The following is a 12620-nucleotide window of genomic DNA, read 5'->3' as shown; positions in this document are numbered from 1 at the left end:
GAGCGCTGGCGACGGGTCTGGCACCCGATCGCGAGTCACACTCCCCCACGGAGTCGCGGTGGCGTTGGAGGCGTCCGCCTGTTGGCCGCTGCTCCAGCGCCAGCCGCACACAGACCTTAAGAGAACATGTCGCCATGGATAACGGGCCGAGTTCTCGGTGGATGTGCTGCGTCCAGGAGTTCGGTTCGCTGACCCGCCTAGCCGACGCGGACAGATGACTTCTGGCACCGTCATGCCACGCGACCGAGCTGCCGACCCGTGCAGGACATCAGAGACCGTAGCCTAGGTCGCCGAGCCGGCCGACGGCTCCGCCGACCTCCCGGACTCCGCCGACCTCCCGGACTCCCCCCGCGATCCCGGACTCCCCCCCGCGATCCCGGACTCCCCCCGCGATCCCGGACTCCCCCCCCCGCGATCCCGGGCACACCAGGTCGGCATTGGCGGCCACTGGGCTTCCAGTTCGTGGCTCGGTGCTACCTCGACTTCGTCTGGTGCACGGCGGGCCGAACTCAGGCCGTCCGCGCTTGGCCACCGAAACCGGCCGAGCGAGCCAGGCCTCACGTGGTTGGCAACCGGTGGATCCCTCACCAGATCTCGACCTACGGATCATGCCCAGGGATCCGAAGGCGTGCCCGAGCCGAGCTGGGATGCACGGCACTGGTGCCAGCCACCCGCGACCCGCGACGCCGTTAGCCAGCCCTAGCGCGGCTGGTGCCCGTGACGAGCTCCCTGAACCTCGGGCACCCGGAGGACAAGTCGGCGCCACCCCCGGCCCCTGCCAGTCGATCGGCCACCACCAGCCCACCTGGGCGACGCTGGGACAGCCAGATTGTCCGTACACAGGTCATCGGAGTTATCCACAACCCGCATGCCCAAGGTCAACGATCTCCACTGCCCCGCCGAAGTGCGAGGAAGGTCACGTATCCGCTGTCCACAGCCTTGGACTGTCCTCTTTCCACAGCCGGACGCCAGTTATCCACAGGTCATGTTTCACGTGAAACCACCGCGACGAACGTGTCGGATCCGAGTGCTGCCAACGGGATCAGCACGTAAACAGACGTGCCGTCGCTCTGCGCACTCATGGCGTAACCGAGGTCACGATGCCACATTCCACAGGGCGGTCCCAACCTATCCACAAAGTTATCCACAGGCACCCTGTGGGCTGTGGTTTCACGTGAAACCGGCGCTCGGGAATCCACAGCCGGGGGGAGACAGGACCGCCTGGCTGGGCTAGATTCTGCAGGTGGCCGATACCCCCATGCCCCTTCCCGGCTTCACTGCGTGGCCCTCGTTTCCGTTCGAGGGCGACTTCAAGATCAAGCATCTTGACCCGCCGGTAGAGACCGAGCCGTCCCGCAAGGGTGAGGACTCGGCTGACTGCACGGCGTGCACCGCACCCGACGATGCCTACATCTGGGTGAACGAGCGCTGGCGCGTACGCACCATGGACCGGCCCACGGGTCTACCGATGGTGCTGATGCTGGAGCCACGGTCCCACCTCGATCTGGGCGACCTGCCGAACCTGCTGGCCGCCGAACTCGGCGTCATGACGGTGCGGCTTGAGCGGGCCATCCGTTCGCTGGACAAGGTGGCCCGGGTCCACGTCTACCGGTGGGGCGACGGGGCCGCACACCTCCACGTGTGGTTCATGGCTCGCCCGGTCGGGCAGCTGCAACTGCGCGGCACGTTCCTGCCGCTGTGGGATGACATCCTGCCGCCGATCCCCGAGGACCAGTGGCGGGAGAGTCTGGCCCACGTCGCGGCGTGGCTGGCGGAGTTCGGCGGCACGCCGCTGGCGCAGCCGCCACGCATCGACTGGCAGGCGCCGGCGAAACTGACCGACTCCTGACGGGCCCGCGTGAGGCAGCTCGCTGGCACGGGTTCCACGGTTCCGCGCCGATGGACACGGCGCGTCTCGGCCCGTGGCACGAGTGGTAGTCACACGGACCCGAGCGAGTGAGGCCCAGCCCGGCGGCGAGCGGCAGGCGCCGCAAGCCGGCGACATAACGCGAAGCGCCCAGGTTCCTGTGGGAACCTGGGCGCTTCGCTGTTCAGCCGTGCCGGTCAGCCGGCGGGGCGGGCGGCGGCCTGCATGACCAGGCGGGCGATCACCTCTCCGAGGTCGAGTCCGCCGGCCTGCACCGCCATCGGTAGCAGGGAGGTCTCGGTCATGCCCGGTGAGACGTTGACCTCCAGGACGGTGCACTCTCCCGCCGGAGCCACGATCAGGTCGACCCGGGACATGTCACGCAGGCCCAGTGCCTGGTGTGCGGCCAGCGCCGTCTTGACCACCTGTGCGCTCGTGTCCGCCGACAGCCGGGCCGGCGCATGCCAGGTGGTGAGGCCGGCTGTGTATCGGGCCGCGTAGTCGTACACGCCGTTGCTGGGCACGATCTCGACGGGCGGCAGCGCGAACGGCCCCTCGCCGAGGTCGAGAATGGAGACCGCCACGTCCACGCCTTCGACATAGCGCTCCACGAGGGCGGTCTGATCGTACGCGAAGCACCCGACCATCGCGGCCGGCAGCGCGGAGGCGTCCCGGACCACCGCGGCGCCTAGCCCGGAGCCGCCCTGGGCGGGTTTGACCATCAGGGGCAGGCCGAGACGGTCCACGATGCGCTCCAGCACGGCGACGGCGCCGAGTTCGGAGAAGCGGTCGTGCGGCAGCGCGACCCATTCCGGGGTGGGGATGCCGTACTCGACGAAGACCGCTTTCGCGGAGGGCTTGTCCCAGGCGAGCCGGGCCGAGCGGGCGTCGGGCCCGACGTAGGGCACGCCGCACAGGTCGAGCACGCCGCGCAGGGAGCCGTCCTCGCCGGTGGAGCCGTGCAGGGCGATGAACACGGCGTCCGGCGGATCGGACTTCAGCGCGGGCAGCAGGGCCACGTCGGCGTCGAGCATGTCCGCCTCGACGCCGACGGCGCGCAGGGCGTCCAGCACCCGGCGGCCCGATCGCAGCGAGACGTCACGCTCGTAGGAAAGGCCGCCCGCCAGCACCAGGCAGCGGAGATCGGCTCGGACGGCAGGCGAAGCGGACGGTGCGGTCACCCTCGAATCATGCCAAGTCGGGACCGGGCGCATGCGCGCCGGGCCGCGGCAGCTCGGTCACCGCGTCCAGGGGGCCGGTGTCGCCGAACACGGCCCGCGTGGCCAGCTCCTGCTCGACCACTCCGGCGAGGCGACGCACACCCTCCCGGATGCGCTCCGGCGGCGGGAACGAGAAGTTCAGCCGCAGGTGCTGCTGACCGGTGCCGTCGGCGTAGAAGCCGGTGCCGGGCACGTACGCGACGCGCGCGGCGATGGCACGGGGCACCATGGCCTTGGAGTTGAGGCCGGCGGGCAGGGTCGCCCAGACGAACAGGCCGCCCGCCGGGTGGGTCCAGGTGGTGCCCTCGGGCATCAGGTCGGACAGCGCGGTCAGCAGCGCGTCGCGGCGCTCGGCGTAGATCTGCTGATACGTCTTGAGCTGCTGGCGCCACGGCATGGTGGACAGGTAGGTGCTCACCACGGACTGGGCGAAGTTGCTCGGGCACAGGATGTTCGCCTCGGTGGCGATCACCAGCTTGTCGCGTACCGCGTGGGGGGCGAGGATCCAGCCCACCCGCAGGCCCGGCGCAAAGGTCTTGGAGAAGGTGCTCAGGTAGAAGACCCCGTCGCGGCGGCGGGCGCGCAGCGGCCGCGGCGCCTCGCCCTCGAAGCCGAGGCGGCCGTACGGGTCGTCCTCGATGACCAGCAGCCCGGCCCGCTCGCAGATGTCGAGCACCTGCTCGCGGCGCTCCTCGGACAGGGTGACGCCGGCGGGGTTCTGGTAGGTCGGGATCGTGTAGAGGAACTTGACGCGGCGGCCGAGCCGGCGCTGCTCCTCGATCGCGATCTCCAACGCGGCCGGGATGAGGCCGTCGTGGTCCATCGGCACGTGCACGACCTGGGCCTGCGCCGCCTGGAAGACGCCGAGCGCGCCGACGTAGGTGGGGCCTTCCGCGAGCACGACGTCGCCGGGGTCGAGGAACAGCCGCGCGATCAGGTCGAGGGCCTGCTGGCCGCCGATGGTGACGACGACGTCGTCGGGCGACGCGCCGACCGAGGCGTCGATGCCGACGTCGGCCATCAGGGCGCAGATCTGCTCACGCAACTCGGGCATGCCCTGGCCGAGGCCGTACTGCAGCGCGCTGGCGCCCTGCTTGGCGACGAGTTCGCCGATGACCTCGCCGACCGCGTCGAGCGGCAGCGCGGAGATGTACGGCATACCCCCGGCGAGTGACACCACCTCGGGGCGGTTCGCCACGGCGAAGAGAGCTCGAATCTCCGAGGCGGTCATCCCGATGATGCGCTGCGCGTACCGATCGGTGTAGTCGTCGAGCGTCGTGCCCGTCTCCGCCACGGTCCCTCCCCGGCTGGACAAACAGTTGGTCATCGAATCGTACGCTGGGTCATGTGGGTCTTGAACCGACATTCGGTCGAATCCATCCAACGGGATAGGGTGCAGGAAGGCCGTAATCGGGCGTAAAGTCAATGGGTTGGCTCGGTGGCGGGCCAATTTTCGGCGCACGCGGCTCCGCCGCGGTAAGAGCACGGAGCTGCTCATGTCACGCAGAGTGGTGAATCTGACGCTGGACACCCTGGAGGACCTGCCGAAGGGATGTCGCAACTGCGTGTTCTGGGAGCTTGATCCCGTTTCCGGCGAGCGGGCCTGTGCCAACGGCGACCCTGGTCTGGAGAAGGAGGCCTGGGTCTCGCAGACCCTGCTGGAGTGGGGCTCCTGCGGCAAGATCGCTTACGTCGACGGGATGCCCGCCGCGTTCGTGCTCTACGCGCCGCCGATGTACGTTCCCCGCGGCAACGCCTTCCCCACCTCTCCGGTCTCCCCCGACGCCGTGCAGTTGATGACGGCGCACGTGGTGGCCGCGTTCGCGGGCGGCGGGCTGGGCCGGGTGCTGATCCAGTCGGTGGCCCGCGACCTCACCAAGCGTGGCATCCGCGCCATCGAGGCGTTCGGCGACGCCAAGTTCGGCGAGCACTCCGACGACGAGGACACGCGGCAGTTCAGCTGCCTCGCGCCGGCCGACTTCTTCCTCGCTGTGGGCTTCAAGACGGTGCGCCCGCACCCGCGCTTCCCCCGGCTGCGCATGGAGCTGCGGACCGCGCTGTCGTGGAAGTCAGACGTGGAGTACGCGCTGGAGAAACTGCTCGGCTCGATGAGCCCGGAACTGCTGCGGCCGGGAGTGCGGCCGGCGGTGCGCAGCACCACCAACTGAGTGGTGCTGCGGACCGGCGCGTCAGCGCACGCCGGGCTCCGGCAGCCGCGGGCGGACCGCCAACTCCGCGCGGTCCGCGGCGGCCCGGCCGGAGGCCCAGCCCGCGGCGTTGACCACCCGGGCGGTCCGGCTGACCCGGTGCGGGAACAGCTCTTCGAACGCCGTGTCCACGGCCTCGTTCCGGGCCGCGAGCACGGGCACCAGATCGGTGCCGGCGGACAGTTCGGCGTCGACTTCTTCGCGGACCTCGGCGAGCCGCTCGCCGATGCGGGCGGCGTACGCGCTGAGGAACGCCTGCCGGAACGAGCGCACGTCGTTGCGGCCGTACCGGTCGGCCCTGGGGTTGGCCGCGGTCATCGCGTGCACGGCCTGCACCAGGAGCGAGGTGTAGAGCAGTTCCACGGCGTCGAGGTCGGGTTCGAAGCCGACGATGGTGCTCAGGCCGAGGTCCTTGAAGTTCAGTGCGCGGCAGCGGTTGGCGTCGGCGACGACCTGCAGCAGCATCGCCTTCGGTCCCTCGTAGGGATTGGCGATGACGATGCGCCGATTGGTCGGGCCGTCGCTCGCGCCCGCCGCCGCGTCGACGAGCGCGTGGTCGATGCTGTGCCGGGCCATCAGCTGCTGCGCCTTGGCGGTGAACGCCTCGGCCTCCTCGGGAAAACCGGTCGATTCCGCTTTCGCCAGCAATGCCCGGATTCGATCGAGCATGCGCTGGTCGGCGCTGTTTGTCGACCCGGATGCGTTCCGACGAGGCGGGATGGGCGAACCGGGCGCGTGTCCGGCCGGCTCCAGCGGCGGCAGTTCCTGGTAGAGCCAGCGCATCAGCTCGAACGCGCCACCGAGCACCTTCAGCCGGTCGAGGCCGTGCCGCTCGCCGAACCGGGCGAGGTGTTCCGTGTCGGCGGTCCACCACACGGTCGCGTCCAGTGCCGCCAGTTCGGCCGCCCAGCGCTCGTCGACCGTGGCCGGGTCGTGGGCCTGCGTCCGGGCGGCGAGCACGTCGGCGAGCAGCCGCGCCATCCAGACCGCAGCGGCCTTCGGGGCTTTGACGCGGGCGGCGAAGCGGCCCAGGGTGTGGTCCAGCTCGATGGGCCGCCAGTTGCGGTTCCAGGCGTGCTGCACCGCTTGTCCGAGTGCGCGGGAAACGGCCGCGTCGACGGCCTGGGAATCGAGGGTGCTGCTGTACACCTGCTCGCAGTCCACGCGGTAGCGCAGCTGGTCGCGGTACAGCAGAGCGGCGGTGACCTCGGACAGCATCCGGTCGGCGTACCGGAGAGCCTCGGCGGCGGTGGGGGTGGTCGGCATGCTCAGGTGCTCGGCAGGGCCAGGCGCAGCGCGCTCACGTCGATGGTGCCGGTCTTCACGTCGATCTCGACCGGGTAGTACATCCGCTGCACGGCGGCGACGATCGCCTCCACCACGCGCTCGCGGAACATCGGGTCGATCAGTTGCGCGCGGTCCCTCTGGGAGGTCAGGTAACCGACGTCTACGCGTACCGCGGGCATGCGCGTGTAGCGCAGCAGCTCCCAGGTCTTGGCGTGGGTGTGGCAGTTGCGCAACCCGGTGCGCGCCACGATCTCCCGCTGGACCAGGCCGGCCAGCCGCTCCCCCATCGTCGAGGTGACGCCGTTCGAGGTGCCGTAGTGGTAGGTGGCGACTCCGTCGGCCTGCGGGTTGTGGTGGCCGTCGATGTGCAGCGAGATCAGCAGGTCCGCGGCCAGGTCGTTGGCCAGTTGCGCGCGGTCCAGGTCGCTGGGCGCTTCGATCGGCAGCGGGCCGCGGGTCAGGTGCACCCGCATGCCGGCCGCGGCGAGCCTGCCCTCCAGTCGGGTGGCGAGGTCATACGCCAGGTCGGACTCGGTCCAGCGCAGCGGGCCGTCCGGCACGACCACGCCCGGGTCGGAGCCGCCGTGCCCCGGGTCGACGATGATCTGCCGCCCGACCAGGCTTGGCCCGGTCTGCCGGAAGGTCACCTCCTCGCGCAGTTTCAGCGGGGAGCCGCCGACCACCTTGCGCCCCAGCCGCCGCAGCATGTGCAGGGTCTGCGGGCCGCAGGTGCCGTCGGGAGTGAGGCCCATCTCGCGCTGGAAGGCTGACAGGCCCCGCGCGGTACGCGGCCCGTACACGCCGTCGGTGCGCCCGACGTCGTAGCCCATCTCCAGCAGCCGCTCCTGCAGCTGGCGTACGTCGTCGCCGCGCAGCGGGTCGGAGACGCTGAAGTAGAGCGTGCGGGCGCCCAGGGTCCACCGGGCGGCGTCCAGGGCGCGCCACGTCTCCGCGCCCACCTCGCCGTCCACCGACAGCCCACGGTCCTGCTGGAACGCGCGCACGGCCCGTTCCGTGGCCGGGTTGAAGTGGTCCGCCTCGGCCGGGTCGGCCGGGGCCTCCAGCAGCCCCAGCGCGACCAGGATCGACCGGATCTCGGTGACGGCCGGGCCGCGCTCACCGCGCTTGATGGCTCGCACAGCGGACCTCCTGGTAAACCTCACAAATGCCACCGGAGCCTATCGCGCCGCGCGGGCCGGTAGGGATCTCGAACCTGTAGTCGTTCCGACGCGCCGTCCGTACGCGGCCCGCCGGACCATGACCATGTTCCACGGCCGGCGGCCGGACAAACCCGTGGGGCCCCGAGCCGCAGCTCGAAGGCCCCACGGGGTGGTGCAGAGTCAGAGTGCCGTCTGGATGAGCCGGAGGATGTCGCCCTTGGGCTTGGCGCCCGCGACCGACTGCACCGGCCGCCCGCCCTTGAACACGGTCAGCGTCGGCACCGACATGACGCGGTAGGCCCGCGCGGTCTCCGGGTTGGCGTCGATGTCCAGCTTGACGATGGTGACCTGGTCGGCCATCTCGCCGGCGATCTCTTCCAGCACGGGTGCCACCTTGCGGCACGGCTGGCACCACTCGGCCCAGAAGTCCACCAGTACCGGCTTGTCGGACTGCAGTACGTCACTGACGAACGTCGCGTCGGTGACCGCCTTCGCGGATCCCATTCGGGTCTCTCCTATCTCAGATCTTTCCGTCTGCTGTCTCGCGTGATCAGCGTGGCCCAGGCCGCGGCTTCACTCACTGGTGGGCGAGACTGTGCTTTCTGTTCTTGGCCCTAATGGGCCAAGAACCGCTCCGCGTCCAGCGCCGCCGTACAGCCCGTGCCGGCCGCGGTGATGGCCTGGCGGTAGGTGTGGTCGACCAGGTCGCCGGCGGCGAAGACACCCGGGATGTCGGTACGGGTGCTCGGCGCGTCGACCTTCACGTAACCCTCGTCGTCCAGCTCGACCTGGCCGCGGAACATGTCGCTGCGCGGGTCGTGGCCGATGGCGACGAACACGCCGGTCACCGCCAGCTCGCGGGACTCACCGGTGATCACGTTGTGCACGCGGATGCCGGAGACCTTGCCGTCGGTGCCGAGGACCTCGTCGATCACGGTGTTCCACTCGACCGAGATCTTCTCGTTGGACAGCGCGCGCTCCGCCATGATCTTGCTGGCGCGGAACTCGTCGCGGCGGTGGATGATCGTGACGTGCTCGGCGAAGCGGGTGAGGAACGTCGCCTCCTCCATCGCCGAGTCGCCGCCGCCGACGACCACGATGCGCTGGCCCTTGAAGAAGAAGCCGTCACAGGTGGCGCAGGAGGACACGCCGCGGCCGAGCAGCTCCTGCTCACCCGGCACGCCCAGCGGCCGCCAGGCCGAACCGGTGGTGAGGATGACGGCACGGGCCCGGTACTCCTGGTCGCCGATCCATACGCTCTTGACGTCGCCGGACAGCTCGACGCGGGTGGCGTTGTCGGAGATGAACTCGGTGCCGAAGCGCTCGGCCTGCTTGCGCATCTGGTCCATCAGCTCGGGACCCATGACCCCGTCCGGGAAGCCGGGGAAGTTCTCCACCTCGGTGGTGGTCATCAGCGCTCCGCCATACTCGACGCCCTCGATGAGCAGGGGCTTCAAGTTGGCCCGAGCAGCGTAGACGGCGGCGGTGTACCCGGCCGGACCCGAGCCGACAATGATCAGGTTTCGGACGTTCTCCACGAGACGCGCTCCCTTGGGTCGACACGAACTGTTCGCGCCGTACTTGTCGCTGGCTGAAACGCCATCGTACGGAGCGGATGTTCCATTACGGCCCCAGCGGTGGGTCAGCTCACTGTGTCTAGTTGCGGGGCGCGCGGAACAGCTCGTCGGGACCGGTCTGGCCACACTGCGGACCAGCCACGAACCACCAGCCGCCGGTGGCCGTGTCGACCGTCACGATGAGCGCGGGACGCCCCTCGAAGCGGGCGAAGTCGGCGCCCGTGACCGTGCCCGGCAGCACCGTGCTGATCGCCGCGAAGCAGGTCGCCAGCGCCTCGCCGGAGCCGCCCAGCCGATTCAGGTCGGTCGCGGCGGCCATCTCGCTGCCGTCGAACGTCCGCGCGGCCTCGGAGCTGGGTGTGGTCTTCTGCGACATGCTCCCGCTGGCCAGCATCTCGCGGCGGTAGTCCGTGCCGCTGGCGGTGGTCGGCACGCCGCCATCAGGGGCCACGGCGATGGCGGGAGCGTTCTCCGCGGTGAGGCCGGCACCCGCGTCCTGCTGCGACGTGGCGAGGGGGCCGAGCGGCAGCACGATGCCCGCCAGCGCGAGCACACTCGCGGCTACCACGACCGGGGTGGCCCAGCGTCGCCAGCCGCGGCGGGCGGCCCGGGAACGGGGAGCGTCCCGGTTCAGCGTGCGCTCCCCCACCGCGGGGCGCGGCGGGACAGGCCGGGACGCGGTGAACTCCGGAGACGCCAGCAGGGCGTCGAAACGTGCGGCGATGTCGTCGGGCATCGGCTCCGGGGCCGCCCCGAGGGCCGTCAGGTCCGCGTTGACGAGGGCCAGTGCGGTCGTCAGGTCGGCGGCGGCGGAGCGCCAGTCGGGATCGTCGGCGACGAGCCGTGCGACGCGCTGGTGCTCCGGGGTGCCGTCCAGCGCACCGCCGACGTAGTCGGCCAGCAAGTCGAGATCAACTGCGCTCATCAGAGCCCCCCTCCCGGTGTGACGTCCTGTGCTCGTGTCCCTCCGACGTCAGGGGAGTCGCCGAGGTTGCGCAGGTGTCCCAACATCACAGCGAGCCGGGCCCGGCCCCGTGAGCAGCGGCTCTTGATGGTGCCCTCGGCCACTCCCATCAGCTGCGCGACCTCGGCCACCGAGTAGCCCTGCAGGTCCACCAGCACCAGGGCGGCGCGCTGGTCATATGGCAGCTCAGCCAGCGCGGACCGGACCACCATCGCGGTGTCGTGGTCGGTGCTGGGTGCGGCCGGCTCGTTGCGGGCAGGGGTGTGCCGGTCGTCGTCGTCCGCGCCGGCCTGGCCGGGCAGCGGCACGGTCAGGTGCGCCTGGCGGCGGCGCAGCCGGTCGACGCACGCGTTCACGACGATGCGGTGCAGCCAGGTGGTGACCGCCGCCTCGCCGCGGAAGCGGGCCGCGGCGCGGTGCGCCGACAGCATCGCCTCCTGCAGTGCGTCGGCGGCGTCTTCACGGTCGTTGGTGGTGCGCAGGGCGACCGCCCAGAGCCGGTCGCGGTGACGGCGGAACAGCACCCCGAAGGCTTCGGGCTCGCCGGCGGCATGGGCCGCCAGCAGCTCCTCGTCCGTTCGGGGGTCCTGCCCGGTCACTGCACCTCTACCGCGATCTCCTGCACGCCGACACGGTAGGGGTAGTCCGACTCGCCGGGGTCGCGCGGCAGGTCGGTGATCCAGACCAGCAGGTACTGGTACTGCGTGGAGGCGTCGGTGGAGAACACGATGGTGGTGCCCGAGTCCTTGCCGAAGGCCTGCGAGCCGGCGACCTGCTGATAGGTGTCGACGATGGTCTTGTCGCCCGCTCTGGAGTCCGGCGCGGCGGCGGAGCCGCCCAGCAGGGTGGCGGACGTGCCGGGGGCGGAGAGCTGGAGCGTGACGCTGGACACCAACTGGGGCTTGTCCAGCATGATCAGGATGCCGATGCCCTTCTTGGTGGTGTTGCCGAAGTTCGACCACTTGTATCCGGTCGTCTGCCACAGCGTCTTCGGGTTGCCGTCGACCATGTTCGGCGCTTGCTTCTCGTTGTCGCGGTCCTTGACCGGGGCCACGATGCGGACCTGGTCGGCGCGCAGCTTGATCGCCTGCGGCTGGGGCGCGGGGGTGGCGCTGGCCTCCGCGGTGACGTTGGGCGTCGGCCGGAGTGTGGACGGCTCGGTCGCGTCGGCGTTGAGCGCCCGCACGGCGAGCACCAGACCGGAGACGACCAGCGCCAGGGCGACACCGCCGGCGACCATCAGGCGCGGGGTGGCGGCCCGGGGGGCCGGCTCGGGCGCGGCGCTCTCGTCGGCGAACCGCAGGGTGCCGTTGCCGCCGAAGAGCAGCCGCTCGCCGGTGTCCAGGCGGGCCAGCTCGCCGGTGAGCACCTGCGCGGTGGGCAGGGCCAGCTTCGGGTCGAGCAGGTCCATGACGAGGTCGTCGAGGTAGGTGGGGACGCCGGCGCGCACGTTGCGGGGCGCGACCAGGCTGCCGGTGCTGTCGCGGCGGGCGTCGGCCAGCGCTGTCGTGCGGCCCGCTTCGGCGCGCGGCCAGTGGCCGGTGAGCATGAAGTAGGCCAGCGCGCCGAGGCTGCGCACGTCGGCCTCGTTGCTCGTGGTCGAGTCGACGCGAGCGTCTGCCAACACGACCCGCCCGTCGGCGGCGACCAGGACCGTGCCGGGGTGCACGTTGCCGTGCGCCATCCCGCTGGCGTGCAGCGCGGACACCGCGTCGGCGACCGCGTGCAGCACGGAGGTGGTGCGCTCGGCGTCGAACGGGCCCTCCTCGGCGACCAGGTCGCGCAGCGCGGTGCCGTCGATCCACTCGCGGATGACGTAGGCCCGCTCGCCCTCGTCGATCGCGTCGTAGACGCCGATCAGGTTGCCGTGCACGACCCGGCTGGCGGTGACCGCCGCGGAGAGCATCTCCTCGGCAGCGGCTCCGCCCGGCGTCCGCAGCACCAGTGCGACCGGGCGGCGCAGCACGATGTCGACCCCGCGCCAGACCTGGCGGCCCGCGCTGTCGTCGTTGACGTGCTCCTCGAGGCGGTAGCGCTCGGCCAGCACATCGCCGATCGCAAGCCCGCCCAGAGCTCCGGCAGCGGACCCGGCCGCGCGTGGACCCTCGCCGACCTGGGTCACCCCGTCCTCCCTCATCAAGCAGTCGCTCTCTATCAGCCCGGCGTGGCGTCGATCAGCCATTCGGCGCGTGTCGAAGCCGTCGCATTGTTGTCCGCTATCTAGAGAGCCTAGGCGCTCCGCTCGGTTGCCGAGTGCGACCTTACAGCTATCCGACGAATCGGCGCATCGGCAAGGGGCCGGTTCCGGGACTCGAACGTATATCAGTCGGCGGTTCGG

General features: G+C 70.8%; 10 protein-coding genes and 1 pseudogene. 2 read left to right on the top strand and 9 right to left on the bottom strand.

Annotation, left to right across the window (positions count from 1 at the left end):
* Nucleotides 1-1243 precede the first annotated feature (1243 nt).
* A pseudogene (locus AB0B66_RS05665) lies at nt 1244-1837 on the top strand (hypothetical protein); the annotation flags it as partial.
* A 227-nt stretch (nt 1838-2064) separates the two neighbouring features.
* Here AB0B66_RS05665 and AB0B66_RS05660 read toward each other — a convergent pair.
* The gene (locus tag AB0B66_RS05660; protein WP_360523423.1) at nt 2065-3048 is read right to left on the bottom strand and encodes a D-alanine--D-alanine ligase; all 984 of its coding nucleotides are present in this window, start codon (nt 3046-3048) and stop codon (nt 2065-2067) included.
* Nucleotides 3049-3055: 7 nt separating this feature from the next.
* Nucleotides 3056-4414, bottom strand: coding sequence for a PLP-dependent aminotransferase family protein (locus AB0B66_RS05655; RefSeq protein WP_360523420.1), 1359 nt, complete (start codon nt 4412-4414; stop codon nt 3056-3058).
* Between the two features lie 169 nt (nt 4415-4583).
* On the opposite strand from AB0B66_RS05655, the gene AB0B66_RS05650 reads away from it, so the two are divergent.
* On the top strand, nt 4584-5255 hold the full coding sequence (locus tag AB0B66_RS05650; protein ID WP_360523417.1) for a GNAT family N-acetyltransferase: 672 nt from the start codon (nt 4584-4586) through the stop codon (nt 5253-5255).
* Nucleotides 5256-5276: 21 nt separating this feature from the next.
* On the opposite strand, the gene AB0B66_RS05645 is transcribed toward AB0B66_RS05650, so the two are convergent.
* The 7 genes from AB0B66_RS05645 to AB0B66_RS05615 all read right to left on the bottom strand — a co-directional run bounded on the left by AB0B66_RS05645 (nt 5277) and on the right by AB0B66_RS05615 (nt 12404).
* Nucleotides 5277-6560, bottom strand: coding sequence for a DUF2786 domain-containing protein (locus AB0B66_RS05645; RefSeq protein WP_360523414.1), 1284 nt, complete (start codon nt 6558-6560; stop codon nt 5277-5279).
* 2 nt (nt 6561-6562) lie between these two features.
* Entirely contained in the window at nt 6563-7720 is a 1158-nt protein-coding gene (locus tag AB0B66_RS05640) for an N-acetylmuramoyl-L-alanine amidase (RefSeq protein WP_360523411.1), read from the bottom strand.
* A 201-nt stretch (nt 7721-7921) separates the two neighbouring features.
* Nucleotides 7922-8245, bottom strand: coding sequence for a thioredoxin (trxA, locus tag AB0B66_RS05635; protein WP_360523408.1), 324 nt, complete (start codon nt 8243-8245; stop codon nt 7922-7924).
* A 110-nt stretch (nt 8246-8355) separates the two neighbouring features.
* The gene (trxB, locus tag AB0B66_RS05630; RefSeq protein WP_360523405.1) at nt 8356-9279 is read right to left on the bottom strand and encodes a thioredoxin-disulfide reductase; all 924 of its coding nucleotides are present in this window, start codon (nt 9277-9279) and stop codon (nt 8356-8358) included.
* A gap of 118 nt (nt 9280-9397) precedes the next feature.
* A complete protein-coding gene (locus tag AB0B66_RS05625; protein ID WP_360523403.1) occupies nt 9398-10243 on the bottom strand; it encodes a hypothetical protein in 846 nt (281 codons plus the stop codon).
* Complete coding sequence (gene sigM / locus AB0B66_RS05620) at nt 10243-10881, bottom strand: RNA polymerase sigma factor SigM (RefSeq protein WP_360523400.1); 639 nt, start codon at nt 10879-10881, stop codon at nt 10243-10245. The genes AB0B66_RS05625 and sigM overlap by 1 nt, the downstream gene beginning before the upstream one ends.
* Nucleotides 10878-12404, bottom strand: coding sequence for a protein kinase (locus AB0B66_RS05615; protein ID WP_360523397.1), 1527 nt, complete (start codon nt 12402-12404; stop codon nt 10878-10880). The genes sigM and AB0B66_RS05615 overlap by 4 nt, the downstream gene beginning before the upstream one ends.
* Nucleotides 12405-12620 lie beyond the last annotated feature (216 nt).

Source organism: Catellatospora sp. NPDC049111 (genome assembly GCF_040648615.1).
Lineage (GTDB): Bacteria > Actinomycetota > Actinomycetes > Mycobacteriales > Micromonosporaceae > Catellatospora > Catellatospora aurea.
Note: the sequence above shows the minus strand (reverse complement) of the source record. Positions and strands in the feature narration are given on the sequence as shown.

What these genes read in the sequence shown, in the direction of transcription:
- AB0B66_RS05655 (WP_360523420.1), bottom strand. Translation starts at nt 4,414, where the DNA reads ATGACCAACTGTTTGTCCAGCCGGGGAGGGACCGTGGCGGAGACGGGC.
- AB0B66_RS05650 (WP_360523417.1), top strand. Translation starts at nt 4,584, where the DNA reads ATGTCACGCAGAGTGGTGAATCTGACGCTGGACACCCTGGAGGACCTG.
- AB0B66_RS05645 (WP_360523414.1), bottom strand. Translation starts at nt 6,560, where the DNA reads ATGCCGACCACCCCCACCGCCGCCGAGGCTCTCCGGTACGCCGACCGG.
- trxA (WP_360523408.1), bottom strand. Translation starts at nt 8,245, where the DNA reads ATGGGATCCGCGAAGGCGGTCACCGACGCGACGTTCGTCAGTGACGTA.
- AB0B66_RS05625 (WP_360523403.1), bottom strand. Translation starts at nt 10,243, where the DNA reads ATGAGCGCAGTTGATCTCGACTTGCTGGCCGACTACGTCGGCGGTGCG.